Genomic DNA, 19,607 nt, shown 5'->3' with positions numbered 1-19,607 from the left:
TTTTTGATATTTTCCATTAACCTAAAAACAATTAATGGGCATTTTCATTATAATCAAATATGTAAAAAGATGAAAAAAATAATATTTACTTCAATTTTATTACTGTTTCAAATAGGTATATCATTCGGCACTTTCGCGCAAAGTGCGGGAGAGGCGGTTGCAAAGAAAATGAGCGTATATGTATTCCCAACGAAAAACCAATCTGCCGAGCAACAAGCGCAGGATCAGTCTGCCTGCTACACCTGGGCAGTTGAGCAATCTGGTTATGATCCCATTAACCCAACCGTGGTAAAGGCCCAACAAGTGCCAACCGGACCAGATGGCGCAGCGGTAGTAGGTTCTGCTGGAGGTGCCGCAGTGGGAGTTGCCATAGGTGCCATTGCCGGCGATGCTGGAAAAGGTGCAGCCATTGGTGCCGTAAGTGGCGCAGTAGTGGGAAGAAGAAGAGGGAATATGCAAAAAGCTTCCGCCCAAAATCAAGCTAATAATCAAGCCGCGCAGGCCAATAAAAATCTTGAAGATGGATTTAGAAAGGCTTTTTCAGCCTGCCTGGAAGCAAAGAATTATACGGTCAAATAAATCCCTTTAAATATCAACAAATGAAAAAAATAACTACAATATTATTATTGCTCTTCATTTCCTGCTTTGAAGGGGCATTTGCACAGATTTCTGATAAGGACTGGAAATATATAATGGTTAGAGAGGACATAGTCAAACCATCCATGACAAAATATTACGAAGCGACTCTGTCTGATTTAAAGCAGTTTCTAACAGAAAATAATGTAAAACACGTGAGCTACATGACTCAGTTGCAAGATAATTTTAATTACTCGCACGTAACCCCGCTCAAGAATATGAACGATATGGATGGCGGATTAGAATCCTTCATAAAAGGAAAGGAAAGGTCTGCCGAGTTTGACTTGATTTGGAGTGACCTAAATGAAACCATAGAAAGCTACAGCTATTATGTAGTAAAATATGAGTCTGAAATGTCTTACGTTCCAGATGGAAAGGTATGGCTTGAAGATGCCCCTTACCGAAGGTGGAATTATTTATATTTTGAACCGGGAACAGAAAAGGAAGCAGATCAAATACTTCTAGCCTATAAAAACTTATACCAAACTAAGGGAGTTAAAAGTGGCTTTCGAGTATTTAAAGGCGTAATTGGTCTTGACCAGCCCGTTATTATGTTCACTACATGGTCCAAAACGCCATTAGATTATCAAAAAGAACTTCAGGAAAGCATAGCTCTGTTAGGGGAGGAAGGTGCTGTTTTATGGGTGGCAATGATGGAACTTGTCAGCAATGCCCAAACCCTCGAAGGTTGGTATCTGCCTCAATATTCATATAATCCCGAAACCCAAAAAAAGTAAAAAAAAATGAAAAAGATTATCCTCATATTCGGTTTTCTTTCCTTTCTAATAATTAGCTGTGCAACTCCCTATTTGCAGAGTTCCACAAATGTTAGCAAGGTTAAAAAGAAGTACGATAAGATTTTGATTTTTGCTAATTCCAAAGACAAAACTACCCGTTTACAATTTGAAAATCAAATGGTCCAAGATTTTGCGGCTCAGGGTATAAAGGCGTTCTCATCTATGGCAGTCATTCAAACGAATAGTTTCTCAAAGCAATTAAACGAAAAGGATGTTGAAGAATTAAGGGCCAAGTTGGTAGCCGATGGATATACAGGGGTAATTATTACAAACTTGCTAAGTAAGGATCAATATTCTGATGTGGTTTCCGGTGGAACTTCTACCGCCTATGTACCAATGCGGTACGGAAGATTTGGTCGCTATTATGGCGCCTATCCAGTGAACTATTGGGAGCCAGATCAAGTGCAAATTGGCACGGAATACACTTTGGAAAGTTGTCTTTATGACATCACCGAATCGGATAAAGATAACTTACAGTGGGTGGGAAGGTTTCAAGTGAAGGATCCGAGCTCGTTAACGGGTTCCATCGAAAAATATTCAAAGGAATTGGTGGATCAATTATTATTAGAAAACATTGCACAGTAATTTGATTATTAGGTAATTAAATATTCCGCCATTAGCTTGAATTGGGTTAATTTATCTACATTAGTTATACTAATTAAACTAAAAATTTCAACATGAAAAAGCTATTCCTTTCCGTCATTTTTCTACTAACGTTATACAGTTTAAATGCCCAAAATCCAGAAGAGGACCTGAAGGCTAAAAACGAAATTGATCTAGTAATATCAGATTTACTCGATGGCGCATTCCAACTGAAATACGAACGAATGCTCAGCAAGCATTTTACCGCCAATTTGGGAATTGGATTTAAAGGGGAAAATGGCATCATAAATTTAGCCGGACTGGATACCGATAAAATAAAAACAAACGGTATAACCTATTCGGGCTACAAACTTGTACCCGAGGTGCGATATTATTTAAATAATTCCGGACAGGCCTCCATGCGCGGGTTTTATTTTGGCGCATACCTTAAATATTCCGATTATAAATCGGACTTAAACGGGAGGTATTTCACAAATTCCTTTGAAGAATATGAAATAGCATTTCAAGCCGATATAAAAGTGACCTCAATTGGCTTATTGGTAGGATATAAACTGCCCGTATCTAAAAGATGGACCGTAGATTTTTTGATTGCTGGCCCTGGCACAGGATTTTATAATTTTTCCATAAAAAACACAAAGGATTTGCCTGATGAGTTTTACGAGGATTTAAATCAAGCGCTTGAGAATTACCACATTTTTGAATTGTTGGATGGTAATTTTAGGTTCAGTGCTTCGGAAAGAAAATCCAATTTTAACTTGCTGAGTCTTCGTTATGGCATTTCTGTTGGGTATTCCTTCTAAAATTACGCAAATCAAAAGATTGCTTTTTTCAAGCTTGAGTACAAAAAATGTTTTGAAGTAATATCTATTTCATCCTTCGAATTATTCAAAATTTAATTTATAATGAAAAAAATAACCAGTATAATCATCGCCGTTGCTCTACCGCTTTTTATAATCGGTTGTTCAAGTGTAAAAGTGCTGAGCTCATGGAAGACAGAAAATATAGAGCAAGCCAAGGAAAATAATTTTATTGTCATTGCAAGGACAGCAAACAAACAAGCCCGAATTGCTTTTGAGAATGAAATCGTAAAACAGATGACGGAAAAAGGCTTGAAAGCCACTGCGAGTTTTACAAAATTTCCAGATTTAAACCCAGACCAGAAAGTTACAGAGGAAAGTAGGGGCGAAATTATAGCTATATTGGAGAGTGAAGGGTTTAATGGAGTAGTGCTAACCGTAGTTAAGAAAGTAGAGGATCTAACCAAAACTACTAAAGATGGAGGATATTATGCCGGGGAGAACTATAGTGAATATTACCCGGTGTATTATGGCGGGTTCACAGATTATTATCACAATCCGATGTCCTACGTTTCCACGGGAAATTATGTGCCCGAAACCTATACTACTTCCACGGCCCATAACTATGTTTTGGAAACTTTAATTTACAATTTAGAGAATACCGGTGAAAAACAATTAATTGCAGTTGTGACCTCAAAAATTGAGGAGCCTCAAAAAGCATCGGAAGCTGCAGAACAATACGTAAAGGCGATTACAAAAAGTTTTGATGACAATTGAAACATATACTTTCTAAATTTTAAAATCAAGGAAACTAATATTTCCGAACGATAATTAAGCCAGAGTGCCTTCCACATCAGATTCTACAATTAATATGAAATAATTCAACATTAAAAAATCACTGCTCATATTATTGATTGCGCTACCCATATTCGGTTTTTCCCAAGATGGGAAACAAATTATTGACTCCATGGTGGTGCGCAGCAAAGATTCTGTGAAAGTAAAAAAATTCACCTTCAATGGGTATCCTTATGCTTTTTATTCTCCCGAAACACAAGCTGCGGTGGGTGCCGGCGGCATAATATTGTTTTATACAAAGAATGATTCAAAAAATTTAAGACCTTCCAAAATCGGCTTTGGTGCTTTTTATACTTCAAATAAGCAGTACAAATTTTCCGTGAATCCGAGTATTTACTTCAATTCCAATAATCTAGTGGTGCAAATGCCGGTGTCTTTCAGCTTCTCCCAAGATAAATTCTGGGGCATCGGCAATGAAACTATTGAAACGGGAACAGAAGATTTTTTGCGGGAAGATTTTAATATACAATTGGAAGTTCAAATCCCACCTTTTCTATTTTTTTCTGACCGTTTTGGATTCGTTTTGGATTATAAACATACCACCATAGTTGACGTGGAGGAAAATCAATTCTTAATTGATGAAACCGTTATTGGCTATGAAGGTGGCGATATTTTTGGCGCGGGAATCGATTTGGTTTGGGACCGACGCGATAACTTGTTCTATCCAACATCTGGCCACTATCAATTCATAAAACTATTAGTTTATACCGAACCCAGCGATTACACCTACACCACTTTTGAAATAGATGTGAGATATTATAAAAAGATTTTCAAAAATCAGGTTTTGGCCACAAATTTTTACTTCAAAAACGTTAGCGGCGACGTACCGTTTTATGAATTGCCAGCCTTGGGTGGACATCAGCGTATGCGGGGATATTTTCTGGGTAGGTACAGGGACAATAATTATTTCTCGCTCCAAACCGAATACCGTCAGTATTTTTGGAAAAGCTGGGGTTTTGTGGCTTTTGGAGGAATTGGGGATGTAAGCTCGGAAATTACCGATCTAAATTTAAAGGAATTGAAATACAGTTTCGGCGGTGGCCTTAGATACCTCTTCAATAAAAAGGAACATGTAAATTTAAGAATGGACATAGGCGTGGGACGCGACGGCACCACAGGAATTTATTTCGGTATTGAAGAGGCATTTTGAAACTATTTAAATAAACATATAAAGCACTTAAATTATTAATTATGAAAAACTATTGTATTCTCATTTTAACTCTTATTCTTATATCCCTTCAAAGTTGTTCCAGTTCCAAAATATTGGATTCATGGAAAGCCGAACCGTCAGTAGTTGATCTTTTTAAGAAAAAAAACGTGTTGGTTATTGCGCGAACTTCAAATAATGACGCACGTTTCGCTTTTGAGAGTGCAATGGCAGATGCCTTAAGGGCACGAGGCATTAAAGCTACGGAAAGCTACAACAAAGCTCCACATATCCACCCCCACCGGGAAATGACAGAGGAACGGCTCACTTTGTTAAAAACCCTCATGAAAACTGAAGGACTCAACGCCGTACTTTTAACAGTGGTAAAGGATAAGCAGCAAACCGTGAGGACCACCACGGATGGGTTTTATACAGGCGGATTATATTCGGCATATTATCCGGGATATTACGGCAGTTTCTATAATTATTATAGCTACCCTTATGCTTACGGAGGTTACTACAGTTCCTTCGGCGGCTATATTCCTTCAGAAACCACAGAGGAAACAACTTATGTTTTGGAGACTGTTGCATACATTCTTGATGAGACTGAAGAAAACCAATTGGTGGCGGTTGTAACCACACGTTTGGATGATCCGAATGATGCGCATAAAAGTGCCAAACAATACATTGACACAATGATCAAGGCATTAGAAACCGACAAATAATGAATATAAAATATTTCAAATAAATATTTGGTTTGCAAAAAACATGGCGCCTTCGCATTTCATAATTCTGCTCTTTTGCTTACATCTTGGTTGTAACCCTAAGGGTTATGCACAGGATGTGGAACCGAGACGTTGGACCCCTTTACCCTTAAAAACCAATGTCATAGGCATAGGTTATGTTTATACTGAAGGCAAAATTGCCTTTGATCCGGTAATTCACATTGAAGATGCTACTGTTGCCGTAAATACATTCGCAATTCAATATGTTCGACCTTTCAAACTTGGCCATAAATTGGCACGGGTTGATGTATTGCTGCCATATGCCTTTGCCCATTGGAAGGGATTGTTGGATGGTCTTACCGCGGAAGTGTCCCGAAACGGCTTTGCAGATCCTAGATTGCGGCTGTCCCTCAACTTCCTTGGCCCGCCGGCAATGGAGGCAAAAGAACTACAGGAATATTTATTGGTGCATCCAACACATACTGTTGTTGGCGCATCTCTGTCCATTACTTTTCCGCTGGGGCAATATTATGATGATAAACTTCTAAATTTAGGCCAGAACCGCTTTGTGTTCCGGCCACAAATTGGTTTTGTGCACACTTGGAATAAATGGTCGTATGAATTAACGGGATCAGTATTTTTTTTTACGGACAATAATGAATTTTTCAACGGCAAAAAGCGCGAGCAAGATCCAGTTTTTGCATTGCAAACACATTTGGTACGGAAGTTTAAACCGACAATGTGGGCCTCATTGAGCTTGGGAACAGGTTTGGCGGGGCAATCCATTGTGAACAATATTCCCCATAATGACGATCAGGAAAATATTTTGGCCGGCGTTTCCTTTGCAATGCCCATAATGAAAATGCAATCCCTTAAAGTAGTTTACGTTCGGTCCCAAACGCTGACAAATATTGGGGCAGACACAAACAGTATTAGTGCTGTTTGGTCAACAATATTTTAAAATAATTGAAAACGAAAGGTTTTATGAAAAGAATACTACTGTTTGTAAAGACTACTTTAATTGGCGGGCTCTTTTTCATATTCCCGTTGGCATTGTTCATTTTTTTACTGTTGAAAATAATCGAAATTTTTCGGCGTATTACCGCTCCCATTGCTGATAAAATAGATATTTCGTTTTTCGGTGAAGAAACTATGGCCAGAATTATAGCCGTGCTCATTTTGCTATTAGTATGCTTTATTGCCGGATTGGTGGCAAGAAGAAAAAAATCAAGTCCTGTAAAGGATTGGATTGAGACGAATATCTTTTCCAATATTCCAGGCTATACCCTAGTAAAAGGAATGACTGAAAGGGCCGCAGGGTTCGAATCTAAAAACTTAAAAGAAGTGGTTTTGGTGAACATTGAAGAAGTTTGGCAAGTGGGTTTTTTAATGGATCGAGTAGATATGGACATTAATGTTGTTTTCATCCCTAGCGCGCCAAATCCAATGGAAGGCGATGTCGTGCTTGTGAAAAATGAGCGCTTGAAAAAATTGGATATTGATGAAATCAATGTTATAAAAATCTACAGAAAACTAGGTCAGGATTTCCGACAAATTCTTGAAGGGAAGATTGATAAATCTATATTCGATTAAAACAAAATCGCAATTCAATAAATCCTTTTGCAACGGCGCAATTAAGCTACAAAAAATCAAATATTATGAGAACAATTTTAAAAATAATAATCGGAATTCCTATTATTACCACCTTCATTATCGGAATTATATTTATTGGTTTAGGAGTTTATGAAGCCTCCCTTGGACTTATCGGAATTCTACTGGGTGAAATTTTATCGGAAGGAAGACCAGGGTTAAAACTCTTTCAAGCCTTGGATCTTTTTTTAATAGGATTTCTGTTTTTAATTTTTTCCATTGGATTTCTGCAACTTTTCTTCCCAAAATCTTCAAAGATTATGGCCCATTTGGAAGGAATTGCCCCGCCCTGGTTGCACGTAGAAAATTTTACGCAACTCAAATTAATACTCTGGGATACGGTATTAACAACTTTAGTAGTCCTTTTTATTGGTGATGTGTTTATTGCTTCAGGGAATTATAATTGGAATTTAACTATTATACCCATCGCAATTCTTATGATTTCTCTCGCCAAATTTTTGATTAAAAAAATAAAAGAACATTGAAGCTGCAAATTTTCATTGCAGCACAACTTGACCCATAATGGGAATTCTTTTTTTCGAAAAGAGGAGCGCATTGTAGTCTTTTCTAAACGCAATTTATGGTCTGACTATATTTAAACCAGCCATCCATTTCGAGCTGCACCTTTACTGTAAAAATATTCAAAAATAGCCACAGCTATTACCAATAATGGCATTATTAAAGATTGTGGTCCCATCACTTCCACTAAATCCATTGCGAAAATCCAATACAATTGCAACAATAGCACGGCGATAAGCGAAATCAAAAAAAGGCCGATCGCAAGTCTCTTCCGAAGCAATAAAATCAAGCTGCCCAACAATCCCCCGAAAACGGCTATGGCATAAATATACATGCTCCAAGCTGGTGCGTTGGCCATCAGTTCTACCTGCTCTGCGGGAATAGTGGCCCTAATTTCGTCAGTCATCAGAAAATATTCCAAAAGCCAGAAATACACTCCAATAATGTTCCATAAAAGTGCGGCAACGGCAATTATCCAAAAGGCTGTATTTGGTTTTGCATTGGTGTTCATTTTTCTTAGGTTTAATGTTGTTTTTATAAATGTAGTAATAATCTGCAAAAAAATATTGGTTTGTTATGAACCATCCACATTGCTTAACTTTCCACAGAAAAATAATTTATATGACCCCCACCATTCCAAAAACTGCTTTCGATTTTCTTTTAAGATTAAAGCAGAACAATAACCGCGACTGGATGCAGGAGCACAAGCAGGAATATTTGGCACATGAAAAGGCCTTTCGAAGTTTTTATGACGCAGTGGCAACTGGTCTCAATCGCACCGATGAAATAGCGAAAACAAAAATATTCCGAATTAACCGAGACATCCGTTTCAGTAATGACAAAACACCCTACAATGTCCACCGAAGCGTGAGTTTCAGTAGGGCAGGGGCTCACAGACGTGGGGGTTATTATCTTCGTCTAGAGTCCGGCAATAGCTATTTGGCGGGGGGATTTTTCGATCCGATTCCTCCCGACCTGCTTAGAATTCGAAAGGAATTTGAAATGGATGGGAATAGTATTCGAAAAATTTTAAGCAATACTGAATTTAAAAGAGCCTTTGGAAACTTCAATCAGGAATATGCGGTCAAAACTGCTCCAAAAGGTTTCAATAAAGAAGATGGAAATATCGATCTAATCCGGCTTAAAAGCTTTTTTGTTAGACATCCATTTACTGATGCTGAAGTATTTTCGCCAGATTTTGGTGAAAACGTGATTATGCATTATCAACTGCTAAGGCCATTTTTCGATTATATGAGTGAAGTGTTGACAACAGATTTAAATGGTGAATCTCTACTTTAACTATAACTCTTAAATATCTAAAATATAGTTATTTAATACTCGTCACATCAAGCATATTGATAGTCCAAAAGCTGAATATTACTTTTCAAGCGATCCTTCACGATGTCCATCATCCGCTTGTTGAGGGCGGAAGAGTTTTGTATATAAACGTCAAATTCATCCAAAGTGAATTGGCCAATAATAATACCTTTTAGCGAATTTCTGAATTTCATATCCTTGTGAATGGCATTCTCAATATAATCCAGTCTTTTATCGATGGTGAGATCATAAAAAACGTTTTTGTGTTTCACCACATAATTTTTAAAAACCGCCAACAATAAATCGTTCTGAAGCTTTGCCACGGGGCGCAAAGTTCTGTTTTGAAAACATTCGTCAGCAGTCATCAATGGAAAGTTTTTTGCCGAGGCAATTTCGGGGCGCATACGGAGCAGTGAACTATCGCGTGATTCCATGTATGGTTTTTTCTAAAATTATAAATAATCAGAGGTTATTTCGGACGCTTCACAATTAGTTATAAACGTTCTTTTCAACAAAGCAAAAGAATGTTGCTATCTTTGAAAATAACGCTTAATTGTCTTAAAAAATGAAAATATTCTCCGCGGAACAATTGTACGAGGCCGATAAAACAACTCTCGAAAAACAGGAAATCACTTCGGAGGCGCTGATGGAGCGAGCCGGAACGAAAATATTTAATTGGCTGCAAAAAAGAATGCAGGGCGCACCCGTTAAATTCCATATTTTTTGCGGCATTGGGAACAACGGCGGTGATGGTCTGGTGGTTGGCAGATTACTGATTGAGCATGGTTATAACGTGCACGTGTATGTAGTGAATTGTAGCGACAAACGTTCCAAAAACTTTTTAATTAATTACGATAAAATTAAAAACGCAACCAAAAAATGGCCCAGCCTAATGAAAGGCGAGGATGATTTTCCTCAAATAAATCCCGATGATATTATTGTGGATGCCATTTTCGGAATTGGCCTAAACCGCTGCCCCAGCGGATGGGTCAAAAATTTAATTCAATATCTCAACCGCAGCCAGGCTTTCATACTGGCAATTGATATTCCCAGCGGATTATCGGCCAATGCGCCGTTGGAAGATATGGAAGCGGTAATTAAGGCCAACCATACCCTAACTTTCCAGACTCCAAAACTATCTTTCTTTTTACCGGAAACAGGGGTTTTTGTTTCCAATTTTGATGTTTTGGATATTGGTCTAGATTTGGAATATCTTCAAAAAACTGAACCTTTGGCGCAGATTATCTCAAAAGCGGAAGCGCAGCGGTTTTACCGAACCCGTGAAAAATTTGGACACAAAGGCACTTATGGCCACACCTTGATAATTGCCGGCAGTTATGGGAAAATAGGGGCTGCAGTGTTGGCATCAACAGCGGCTTTTAGGATTGGGGCGGGAATGGTTACGGCATTTGTTCCAAAGTGTGGCTATTCAATTTTGCAAAGCACAGTGCCGGAGGCTATGGTGCTAACGGACAAGGAAGAGGAGTTTCTTAGCGAAATTACCTATGACTTTGAACCGTCCGCAATTGGGATTGGGATGGGAATCGGTAAAAACGAGGCAACCGTTTCAGCACTCGAAAAATTATTTAAAAACAACAAAACTCCTTTCGTTATTGATGCCGATGCACTCAACATAATTTCTGAGAACAGGGAATTATTGAAATCACTTCCGAAAAATTCAGTATTGACACCCCATCCGGGTGAATTGAAAGGCTTAGTGGGCAAGTGGAAAAACGATTACGATAAACTTGAAAAAGTAAAAAAGTTCTCAAAAAAACACGGGGTTGTGGTCATCATTAAAGGAGCTTATACCATTACCGTATTTAATGATAAGCTATATATAAACTCATCGGGAAATCCTGGAATGGCCACAGCCGGTAGTGGCGATAGCCTGAGCGGAGTTGTGGCCGGACTACTTTCCCAGGGTTATGATGCTTTACTCGCAGCTGTTTTTGGAGTTTATATCCACGGTCGCGCTGGTGACATTGCTGCGGAATTAATGGGTTATGAGGCCACAATGGCCAGTGATATTATTGGAAATTTATCGGAAGCATATTTGGATCTTTTCTCAAAAGAAGAACCACAATCGGAACCTATGGCGTAAGAACCATTTCCGAAATTGTTCGAAAAAAATTAATATGAATGCTTTCAGCTTCAACATAGAGAAAAAGTTACAATATTTTTTTACCGCGTTTTTGCACGTTATTTTATATTCCAACGTAAAACTGCTTTTGAAACATAGAATACTAGCACAACAGTTTAAAAATAGTATTTTTGCGAAAAGTTTCTTTCCCAATGCAAGATACCCACTACATAAGCTCTGAAATTTTGGATTTGGCCCTAGTCAAAGAAATTATTGATAGCCATAAAAAGTTAGCGCTGTCTGAGGAGGCGCAACTGAATATTAAAAAATCCCGGGAATATCTGGTCCATAAAATGAAGGATAATCAGACTCCGGTATATGGCATTAATACAGGATTTGGTTCCCTCTGCAATGTGAAGATTTCCTCGGAAAACCTTTCAAAATTGCAAGAAAACTTAGTGATGAGCCACGCATGCGGCACAGGTGAATATGTTCCAAAACCAATTATTAAATTGATGCTTTTGCTGAAAATACAATCGTTAAGCTATGGTTATAGCGGAGTACAACCCGAAACTGTTGAGAGGCTGATTGATTTTTATAACAACGATATTTTACCAGTTATTTATACACAGGGAAGCCTTGGTGCTTCTGGCGATTTGGCACCGTTAGCACATCTTTCACTTCCATTGCTTGGGAAAGGGGAAGTGTATTACAGTGGCGAAAGAATGACTTCTGAAAAATTGCTGAAAAAGTTCAATTGGGAACCTATTGAACTGCAGGCAAAGGAAGGTTTGGCGCTGTTGAATGGCACACAGTTTATGAGTGCCTATGGGGTTTACATGCTTCTTAAAAGCTATAAGCTTTCATATTTGGCAGATTTAATTGGAGCTGTATCCATTGACGCTTTTGATTGCAATATGAGCCCCTTCAATGCCTTAGTTCATTTAGTGCGTCCACACAGAGGGCAGGTAAAGACAGCCGAGCAAATCCTGGAATTTTTGGAAGGGAGCGAATTGGGACTTTCCGAAAAGAAAAATGTTCAGGATCCATATTCCTTCCGTTGTATTCCCCAAGTTCATGGAGCAACGAAAGATACGCTGCAATTTGTGCATAAAACCTTCAAAACCGAAATAAATTCAGTAACGGACAATCCAAACATTTTCGTAAACGAAGACATCATTATTTCAGGGGGAAATTTTCACGGACAACCGCTGGCCCTGGCATTGGATTATCTGGCCATCGCAATGGCAGAGTTAGGTAATATTTCCGAAAGAAGAACCTACCAACTGGTTTCTGGGCTTCGCGAATTACCGGCATTTTTGGTTGACAATCCTGGGCTGAATAGCGGATTCATGATTCCGCAGTACACCGCTGCAAGTATAGTGAGCCAAAACAAACAGTTGGCCACACCCGCATCGGTAGATTCAATTGTTTCCTCCAATGGACAGGAAGATCACGTGAGCATGGGTGCCAACGGCGCAACCAAATGTTTGCGAGTTATTGAAAATTTGGAAACAATACTCGCCATTGAATTGATGAATGCTTCGCAAGCACTTAAATTCAGAGCGCCAAAAAAATCGTCTCCTTTGGTAGAATCATTTCTTAAACCGTACCGTTCCATCGTTCCTTTTGTGGAAAATGACCGTGTATTGGCAGAGGATATCCACGCAAGTGTTGGCTTTTTGGATACATTGGACATTGACCCTGAAATTTTATTTGGGTAAAAAAAACTGAAAAAGCATATAATGAAACAGAAAATCCTAACATTCAGTTTTTTACTTTTAGGTTTCTCAATTATTGCGCAAAATTACAAACCGCTTCTCGATAATATTAATGAATGGCATTTTACTACCTGCCATTTTGGATGCTTGACGGATGTTTATTTTACTGATGGAGACACGTTGGTTGATGGAAAAAACTATAAGATTTTGGATGGTTACCATTATATTTCTCGTAGTTTTTTACTTCGCGAGGATATAGTTTCAAAACAAGTTTATTTAAAAATTGCCTCCCCTGGATTAAATGAGGAATTTTTGTTATATGATTTTTCATTGGATGTTGGTGCTACATTCCAAATGAAAAATCCCATAAGTCCGTTTCCACAAGAAGGCGGTCCGTTTATTTTGGATTCTATAATTGAAAGGCCATTGATTGACGGCAATCAATACAAACATTTTTATTTTTCACCCGCACCGGGAAATACCGCAAGCACAGAAAACGCAGTTTGGATTGAAGGGGTTGGATCCCTTTCAATGGTGAATGCCCCCGGCGGTCACCCCAATATAAACGAAGTAGGCCATCTCAGTTGCTTTTTTAAGAATTCGGAAGCCTTTTATGCAAACCTCGATTCCATCAATGATTGTTTGCCGCTAATATTGGAAAATAAAAAACACAATTTGCAGAAGGTAATCGTTTCAAAACCAGCAAATAAAAATATATGCATTTTGAGCAATACGGAACCCGTGAAAACAGTAACTGTATTTGATGTTACAGGGAAAATAATTTATACGAAATCCAATAACGGTCAAAGGTCTATATCTATTGATTTGTCAAATTATCAAAATGGAATGTATTTAATTAGAATTACTGGTTGGGGCCAGACCAAGAAGATTTTTAAAATTGTAAAGTAATTTTCTCGCTTACCCAGGCGTGTTGTCAATCATTTCGTTTACCCACATTTTAGCTTCGTCCAGATTTTTGAAATGTTTAAAGGGTTTTTTCAGAAATCGTTTTTCCAATTCCAAATTGGCAATTTTCAGTCCATCGGTGGAAACTACAGCAAAAGCTACCAAGTTTTTAATTTCTGAAGTTTTGAAATAAACCATCGGATTTACTGCATAGCTATTTTTTCGAAATGTAATGTAGCCAAAGGGTCGGTCTCTAAAATACTTTTCTGAAACCTCTAACAAGTCATCGTTATATTCCGGCTTAACCGTAATTCCCTCTTTCATTATGACAAGGACAAAGTTGCTGAAAATACGCATTTCTCCAAATTCAAAGTATAAAACATCAGCCATATTGAGAATTTTTGTCTCTCTAATTTACGGAATTTTGAGCTGGGAAAAATAAAAGTCAAAAAAAAAAATCCCCCGAATTGTAGTTCGGGGGATAATTGAGCGCTAAGCTATAATTAAGATTCGGTCGTATTTTTTTGCTTTTTGATTTTGATAGTCAACTCTTTTGACTTTTCATCAAGATCCATAATTATCGCATCACCTTCCTGCACATTGCTGTTAATGATTTCCTCTGCAAGGGCATCTTCAATGTATTTTTGGATAGCCCTATTCAGAGGTCTTGCCCCATATTGCTTGTCAAAACCTTTGTCTGCAATATAATCCTTTGCGGTGTCCGTAAGCTTCAGATCGTAACCTAAATCTGCAATTCGAAGAAAGAGCTTATCCAATTCAATATCAATAATTTTATGGATATCTTCTCTTTCAAGCGCATTGAAGACCATTACATCATCAATACGGTTAAGGAATTCTGGCGCAAAGGTTTTCTTTAATGCATTTTCTATCACACTTTTTGTATGCGCATCTTCCTGATCTTTTCTTGCGGAAGTGCCGAAACCAACACCTTGGCCGAAATCTTTTATTTGGCGTGCCCCAATATTTGAGGTCATTATTATAATGGTATTCCGAAAGTCAATTTTTCTCCCAAGGCTATCTGTCAAATAACCATCATCCAAAACCTGTAATAACATATTGAAAACATCAGGATGTGCTTTTTCTATTTCATCCAAAAGTACAACGGCATAGGGTTTTCTTCTGATTTTTTCGGTTAGTTGGCCGCCTTCTTCGTAACCCACATACCCGGGAGGTGCTCCGACCAATCTTGAAATAGCGAATTTTTCCATATACTCGCTCATGTCAATTCGAATTAAAGCGTTTTCAGAATCAAACAATTCCCGGGCCAGCACTTTGGCCAATTGGGTTTTTCCAACCCCCGTTTGCCCTAGAAATATGAAAGAGCCAATAGGCTTGTTCGGATCTTTTAGTCCGGCTCTGTTCCTTTGAATTGCTTTTACCACCTTAGCAACGGCTTCATCCTGCCCAATTACCTTTCCTTTAATACGGTCGGGAAGTGCGGCTAGTTTGGTGCTTTCGGTCTGCGCAATTCTATTGACAGGAATTCCCGTCATCATAGAAACTACTTCAGCTACGTTTTCCTCAGATACGGTTTCTTTATGAAGTTTTGAATCTTCTTCCCACTGTTCTTGCTGGATGGCGAGCTCTTTTTCGAAATTTTTCTCGTCGTCCCTAAGTTTAGCGGCTTCTTCGTATTTCTGTTTTTTAACTACAGTATTCTTCAACTCTCGAACTTCTTCCAACTGCTTCTCTAATTCCAAAATCTTGTCTGGAACATGTATATTGGTAATATGAACGCGGGAACCTGCTTCGTCCAAAGCATCAATAGCTTTGTCTGGCAAAAATCGCTCAGTCATATAGCGATTGGTTAACGTAACACACGCTTTAATTGCTTCATCGGTATAGATTACGTTATGGTGCGATTCGTACTTATCTTTAATATTTGTTAGAATTTCAATAGTTTCCTCAACCGTGGTCGGTTCCACCAATACTTTTTGGAAGCGTCTTTCCAGCGCACCATCTTTTTCGATATACTGTCTATATTCATCCAAAGTTGTAGCACCAATGCATTGTATTTCGCCTCTTGCCAAGGCAGGCTTAAACATGTTGGAAGCATCCAAAGAACCCGTGGCGCCACCGGCACCAACTATGGTATGTATTTCATCAATGAAAAGAATTATGTCGTCATTCTTTTCAAGTTCGTTCATAACCGCTTTCATACGTTCTTCAAATTGTCCGCGATATTTGGTTCCCGCAACAAGGCTAGCCAAATCGAGCGTAACTACCCGTTTATCATAAAGAATTCGGGAAACTTTACGTTGAATAATACGAAGCGCCAAACCTTCCGCAATGGCTGATTTTCCAACCCCAGGCTCACCAATCAATAGTGGATTGTTTTTCTTTCTTCTGCTCAAAATTTGCGAGACTCGCTGAATTTCACTTTCGCGGCCCACAACTGGATCAAGTTTTCCTTCTTCGGCCATGGCAGTCAGGTCCCTACCAAAATTATCCAATACAGGGGTTTTGGATTTTTTATTGGTTTTTGATGCAGTTCCGGCGAATAGGTTTTCCTTGCCAGCATCTTCAGCTGCGGTATCGTCATCATTGGGAAATGATTCGGCACTCGGGGTGTTGTCTATATAATCGTCATCATTTGTTATCATGAGTTTAAATTGGTCTTTTACCACATCATAGTCAATCTTCATTTTGTTCAACATTTTAGTGGTGGGGTCATTTTCATTCCGTAAAATACACAAAAGCAAATGCGCCGTATTGATGGAATTGCTCTGAAAAAGCTTTGCTTCCAAAAAGGTAGTTTTAAGCGCCCTTTCCGCTTGTCGCGTTAGGTGCAGATTCTTTTTATCGTTTGTGTTTGTGGTAATGCCCGGATTTGCTGGGCTTAATATTTCTACTTTTCTTCTTAAATGGTTTAGGTCTATTGCAAGTGCGTTAAGAATTGTTACCGCCTTGCCGTTGCCATCTCTCAACAATCCGAGCATTAAATGTTCGGTGCCAATAAAATCGTGGCCTAAGCGTAGTGCTTCTTCTTTGCTGTATGCAATTACATCTTTAACTCTTGGGGAAAAATTATCATCCATATTTTAAAATCCTCTCTTCTGTTTGGTACTAAATTAACCAAAATAGGGCAAAAACTGTTCCTATTCGATATCATTTTAGTAAAAGGACAAAATATATAAGGGAATTCAAAGAATTTTCTGTGATACTTATCAACGAAAATGACCCCTAATTTTGTTAATAAATTCGTGAATAACGAAGGCCAAAAAACCCTGTTAGGCCTACGGAAATGTGTATCTTGCTCCATTAGTTTAACAACGATAAATAAACCTATTTTCTTATGGCTGAAGGTGAGAAATTAATCCCCATAAATATTGAAGATGAAATGAAATCGGCTTACATCGATTATTCGATGTCGGTCATAGTGTCACGTGCGCTGCCAGACGTTCGTGATGGAATGAAACCTGTTCACAGACGGGTTTTGTTCGGCATGCACGAACTGGGTGTTAGGGCCACAGGGGCACATAAAAAATCCGCAAGAATCGTGGGAGAAGTTCTCGGTAAGTATCACCCCCACGGTGATACCTCCGTTTATGACGCAATGGTTCGTATGGCGCAGGAGTGGAGCTTACGTTATATGTTAGTGGACGGACAAGGAAACTTTGGAAGCGTTGACGGCGACAGTCCTGCCGCAATGCGTTATACCGAAGCAAGAATGCAGAAAATTTCTGAAGACATGCTTGCTGATATTGACAAAGAAACCGTTGACCACCAACTAAACTTTGACGATACTTTAAAGGAACCAACTGTACTTCCCACACGTGTTCCGGGGCTTTTGATAAATGGCGCCTCCGGAATTGCCGTAGGTATGGCAACTAATATGCCGCCGCATAACCTAACCGAGGTTGTAAACGGGACCATAGCTTATATTGAAAATAATGATATAGAAATTGATGAGCTAATGCAGCATATCAAGGCGCCCGATTTTCCCACCGGAGGAATAATTTACGGTTATGAGGGCGTTCGCGAAGCGTTCCATACCGGGCGTGGCAGAGTAGTGATGCGCGCAAAAGCCAGTTTTGAAGAAGTTCAAGGCAGGGAATGTATTATCGTTACAGAAATACCATATCAAGTGAATAAGGCGGAAATGATAAAAAAAACCGCTGATATGGTAAACGAAAAGAAAATTGAAGGAATTTCCAACATTCGCGATGAAAGTGACAGAAATGGAATGCGCATCGTATACATCTTGAAGCGGGACGCAATTCCAAACATCGTCCTAAATACTCTATATAAATATACCTCCCTTCAATCCAGTTTCAGTGTAAACAATATTGCGCTTGTAAAGGGAAGGCCCCAAATGCTGAATTTAAAGGAACTAATCCATTATTTCGTTGAGCATCGCCACGAGGTTGTGGTTCGACGTACGGAGTATTTGCTTCGAAAGGCAGAAGAGCGCGCCCATATATTAGAAGGACTAATTATAGCTTCAGACAATATTGATGAAGTAATACGTTTGATTCGAGCTTCCTCCAATGCCGATGAAGCAAGGGAACGATTGATGGAGACTTTCAAGTTAACGGAAATCCAGGCCAAAGCAATTGTTGAAATGCGCTTGCGCCAATTAACGGGGCTGGAGCAGGACAAACTTCGAAGTGAGTATGAGGAATTGATGAAAACAATTCAGGATTATAAGGAAATTCTTGCGAGCAAGGATCGTAGAATGCAGATCATCAAAGAAGAGCTTGCAGAAATTCGAACAAAATACGGTGACGAGCGCAGATCAATTATCGAATACGCAGGCGGGGACGTAAGCATTACCGATTTGATAGCAGACGAGCAAGTGGTAATTACCATTTCCCATGCCGGCTACATAAAACGTACATCCCTTTCCGAATATAAAACACAGAATAGGGGCGGAGTGGGCCAAAAAGGCTCCGCTACCAGAAATGAGGATTTTCTGGAACATCTTTTTGTGGGTACAAACCATCAGTATATGTTGTTCTTCACCCAAAAGGGTAAATGTTTCTGGATGCGGGTTTTTGAAATTCCCGAAGGTACACGAACTTCAAAGGGACGCGCAATTCAAAACCTAATAAACATAGAATCGGATGATAAAGTGAAAGCTTTCATCTGTACCCAGGACCTAAAAAATGAAGATTACATTAACAGCCACTATGTTATAATGGCTACCAAAAAAGGTCAAGTAAAGAAAACACCATTGGAACAATATTCTAGGCCGCGAGCCAACGGAATAAACGCAATCACCATTCGCGAAGACGATGAATTGCTTGAGGCAAAACTTACAACAGGCAAAAGCCAGGTTATGTTGGCAGTGAAGTCTGGAAAGGCAATTCGTTTCGAAGAGGAAAAAACAAGACCTATGGGTAGGAATGCTTCAGGGGTGAGAGGTATTTCCCTCGGCAATAAAAGTGACGAAGTTATAGGGATGATTGCCGTGGAGGAAGGGGATTCCGAAATTCTTGTTGTTTCAGAAAATGGTTACGGAAAACGCTCATCTATCGAAGATTATCGAATTACCAACCGAGGTGGAAAAGGCGTGAAAACAATTAATATTACCGAAAAAACCGGTAAATTAGTAGCCATCAAAAATGTGACCGACGATGATGATTTAATGATTATTAACAAATCCGGTATAGCTATTCGAATGGCCGTTTCCGATCTTCGTGTTATGGGCCGAGCTACGCAAGGTGTACGATTAATAAAGGTAAGAGAAGATGACGCCATTGCAGCTGTTGCAAAGGCAATGAAGGATGACGATGAAAATGATATAGCCAATAGCGCAGAAAACATTGATGGCACTACTCTTGATAATAACGAAACTCAAACCGAAAATAACGAATAAACTTTAACA

Annotated in this window: 19 protein-coding genes; 15 read left to right on the top strand and 4 right to left on the bottom strand. The window is 39.0% G+C overall.

Features of this window, described 5'->3' with window-relative positions:
* The first annotated feature begins 69 nt into the window (after nucleotides 1-69).
* The 10 genes from QRD02_RS04090 (at nucleotide 70) to QRD02_RS04045 (ending at nucleotide 7,695) form a co-directional block, all read left to right on the top strand.
* Nucleotides 70-579: a glycine zipper family protein gene (locus tag QRD02_RS04090; protein ID WP_290253643.1), complete on the top strand. Its 510-nt coding sequence runs from the start codon at nucleotides 70-72 to the stop codon at nucleotides 577-579.
* A gap of 20 nt (nucleotides 580-599) precedes the next feature.
* Entirely contained in the window at nucleotides 600-1,373 is a 774-nt protein-coding gene (locus QRD02_RS04085) for a hypothetical protein (protein WP_290253642.1), read from the top strand.
* A 6-nt stretch (nucleotides 1,374-1,379) separates the two neighbouring features.
* Nucleotides 1,380-2,018, top strand: a complete 639-nt coding sequence (locus tag QRD02_RS04080) for a hypothetical protein (protein WP_290253641.1) — start codon at nucleotides 1,380-1,382, stop codon at nucleotides 2,016-2,018.
* A gap of 92 nt (nucleotides 2,019-2,110) precedes the next feature.
* Nucleotides 2,111-2,836 (top strand): DUF3575 domain-containing protein, encoded by a 726-nt coding sequence (locus tag QRD02_RS04075; RefSeq protein ID WP_290253640.1) that lies wholly within the window; start codon nucleotides 2,111-2,113, stop codon nucleotides 2,834-2,836.
* Between the two features lie 102 nt (nucleotides 2,837-2,938).
* Complete coding sequence (locus QRD02_RS04070; RefSeq protein ID WP_290253639.1) at nucleotides 2,939-3,610, top strand: hypothetical protein; 672 nt, start codon at nucleotides 2,939-2,941, stop codon at nucleotides 3,608-3,610.
* A gap of 133 nt (nucleotides 3,611-3,743) precedes the next feature.
* Nucleotides 3,744-4,838, top strand: coding sequence for a BamA/TamA family outer membrane protein (locus QRD02_RS04065; protein ID WP_290253638.1), 1,095 nt, complete (start codon nucleotides 3,744-3,746; stop codon nucleotides 4,836-4,838).
* 113 nt (nucleotides 4,839-4,951) lie between these two features.
* Nucleotides 4,952-5,560: a hypothetical protein gene (locus QRD02_RS04060; protein WP_290253637.1), complete on the top strand. Its 609-nt coding sequence runs from the start codon at nucleotides 4,952-4,954 to the stop codon at nucleotides 5,558-5,560.
* Between the two features lie 43 nt (nucleotides 5,561-5,603).
* The gene (locus QRD02_RS04055; RefSeq protein ID WP_290253636.1) at nucleotides 5,604-6,521 is read left to right on the top strand and encodes a transporter; all 918 of its coding nucleotides are present in this window, start codon (nucleotides 5,604-5,606) and stop codon (nucleotides 6,519-6,521) included.
* A 23-nt stretch (nucleotides 6,522-6,544) separates the two neighbouring features.
* Entirely contained in the window at nucleotides 6,545-7,153 is a 609-nt protein-coding gene (locus QRD02_RS04050) for a DUF502 domain-containing protein (protein WP_290253635.1), read from the top strand.
* A gap of 65 nt (nucleotides 7,154-7,218) precedes the next feature.
* Entirely contained in the window at nucleotides 7,219-7,695 is a 477-nt protein-coding gene (locus tag QRD02_RS04045) for a YqhA family protein (protein ID WP_290253634.1), read from the top strand.
* 110 nt (nucleotides 7,696-7,805) lie between these two features.
* Here QRD02_RS04045 and QRD02_RS04040 read toward each other — a convergent pair whose 3' ends face one another.
* On the bottom strand, nucleotides 7,806-8,240 hold the full coding sequence (locus tag QRD02_RS04040) for a hypothetical protein (protein ID WP_290253633.1): 435 nt from the start codon (nucleotides 8,238-8,240) through the stop codon (nucleotides 7,806-7,808).
* Nucleotides 8,241-8,350: 110 nt separating this feature from the next.
* On the opposite strand from QRD02_RS04040, the gene QRD02_RS04035 reads away from it, so the two are divergent.
* A complete protein-coding gene (locus tag QRD02_RS04035) occupies nucleotides 8,351-9,028 on the top strand; it encodes a DUF2461 domain-containing protein (protein ID WP_290253632.1) in 678 nt (225 codons plus the stop codon).
* Between the two features lie 47 nt (nucleotides 9,029-9,075).
* Here QRD02_RS04035 and QRD02_RS04030 read toward each other — a convergent pair whose 3' ends face one another.
* Nucleotides 9,076-9,480 (bottom strand): glyoxalase, encoded by a 405-nt coding sequence (locus QRD02_RS04030; RefSeq protein ID WP_290253631.1) that lies wholly within the window; start codon nucleotides 9,478-9,480, stop codon nucleotides 9,076-9,078.
* A 131-nt stretch (nucleotides 9,481-9,611) separates the two neighbouring features.
* On the opposite strand from QRD02_RS04030, the gene QRD02_RS04025 reads away from it, so the two are divergent.
* The 3 genes from QRD02_RS04025 to QRD02_RS04015 all read left to right on the top strand — a co-directional run bounded on the left by QRD02_RS04025 (nucleotide 9,612) and on the right by QRD02_RS04015 (nucleotide 13,759).
* On the top strand, nucleotides 9,612-11,150 hold the full coding sequence (locus QRD02_RS04025; RefSeq protein ID WP_290253630.1) for an NAD(P)H-hydrate dehydratase: 1,539 nt from the start codon (nucleotides 9,612-9,614) through the stop codon (nucleotides 11,148-11,150).
* A gap of 191 nt (nucleotides 11,151-11,341) precedes the next feature.
* The gene (hutH, locus tag QRD02_RS04020) at nucleotides 11,342-12,853 is read left to right on the top strand and encodes a histidine ammonia-lyase (RefSeq protein WP_290253968.1); all 1,512 of its coding nucleotides are present in this window, start codon (nucleotides 11,342-11,344) and stop codon (nucleotides 12,851-12,853) included.
* A 21-nt stretch (nucleotides 12,854-12,874) separates the two neighbouring features.
* Complete coding sequence (locus QRD02_RS04015) at nucleotides 12,875-13,759, top strand: T9SS type A sorting domain-containing protein (protein WP_290253629.1); 885 nt, start codon at nucleotides 12,875-12,877, stop codon at nucleotides 13,757-13,759.
* Between the two features lie 9 nt (nucleotides 13,760-13,768).
* Here the strand turns inward: QRD02_RS04015 and QRD02_RS04010 are convergent, their stop codons facing one another.
* A complete protein-coding gene (locus QRD02_RS04010) occupies nucleotides 13,769-14,146 on the bottom strand; it encodes a hypothetical protein (RefSeq protein WP_290253628.1) in 378 nt (125 codons plus the stop codon).
* A gap of 113 nt (nucleotides 14,147-14,259) precedes the next feature.
* Nucleotides 14,260-16,815: an ATP-dependent Clp protease ATP-binding subunit gene (locus tag QRD02_RS04005; RefSeq protein ID WP_290253627.1), complete on the bottom strand. Its 2,556-nt coding sequence runs from the start codon at nucleotides 16,813-16,815 to the stop codon at nucleotides 14,260-14,262.
* Nucleotides 16,816-17,072: 257 nt separating this feature from the next.
* On the opposite strand from QRD02_RS04005, the gene gyrA reads away from it, so the two are divergent.
* Nucleotides 17,073-19,598, top strand: coding sequence for a DNA gyrase subunit A (gyrA, locus tag QRD02_RS04000; RefSeq protein ID WP_290253626.1), 2,526 nt, complete (start codon nucleotides 17,073-17,075; stop codon nucleotides 19,596-19,598).
* The last annotated feature ends 9 nt before the right edge of the window (nucleotides 19,599-19,607 follow it).

This window comes from Aequorivita aurantiaca, assembly GCF_030410135.1.
Classification (GTDB): Bacteria; Bacteroidota; Bacteroidia; order Flavobacteriales; family Flavobacteriaceae; genus Aequorivita; species Aequorivita aurantiaca.
This window is presented reverse-complemented; position numbering and strand designations above follow the sequence as displayed.